2 protein-coding genes are annotated in these 545 nt (G+C 43.1%); both read left to right on the forward strand.

What is annotated here, in order from left to right:
• A partial coding sequence (locus ACNOHI_RS25455) for a SusD/RagB family nutrient-binding outer membrane lipoprotein (protein ID WP_420477511.1) occupies nt 1–292 on the forward strand: 292 nt, incomplete at its 5' end.
• Between the two features lie 30 nt (nt 293–322).
• Nucleotides 323–545, forward strand: a 223-nt coding sequence (locus tag ACNOHI_RS25460) for a glycoside hydrolase family 18 (protein WP_420477512.1), incomplete at its 3' end; no start/stop codon positions are given.

Raw genomic sequence — 545 nt, forward strand, 5'->3', positions numbered from 1 at the left:
AGATGTAGTCTCTGATGAGAGGAAACTTGAAAAGATCATTACTCAAAAATGGATTGCGATGTATCCTGCCGGGTCTGAAGGATGGGCAGAATTCCGCCGGACGGGATATCCCAGGCTGTTGCCGGTAGTAGTGAACAATAGCAACGGTACTATCAATACGGCTCTTCAGGTAAGGAGGATTCCTTATCCACAGGCAGAGTACAACAATAATGCATCCGGAGTAAAGTCGGGGATTGCAAAGTTGGGCGGACCGGATAATGGTGGTACAAAGTTATGGTGGGATAAGAAATAAATGATGGTTTAATCTTAAAAATGATTGTCGATGAAAATAAAATTAATGGGTTTACTTTCGTTTATCATATCGGTGTTTGCTCTTGCTGGTTGTGATGCGGATGTAGAGTCCCTCGAAATACAAAAGCCCTTTACATACGATGAGCAGTATTATGCAAATCTCAGGGCTTACAAGAAAACTAATCATACAGTATCGTTCGGATGGTATGCGGCTTATGCCCCCATTGAAGGAGTTGGCGGTTATAAGGATCCGG

The sequence above is a fragment of the Noviherbaspirillum sp. ST9 genome (assembly GCF_048799745.1).
Lineage (GTDB): Bacteria > Pseudomonadota > Gammaproteobacteria > Burkholderiales > Burkholderiaceae_D > Noviherbaspirillum.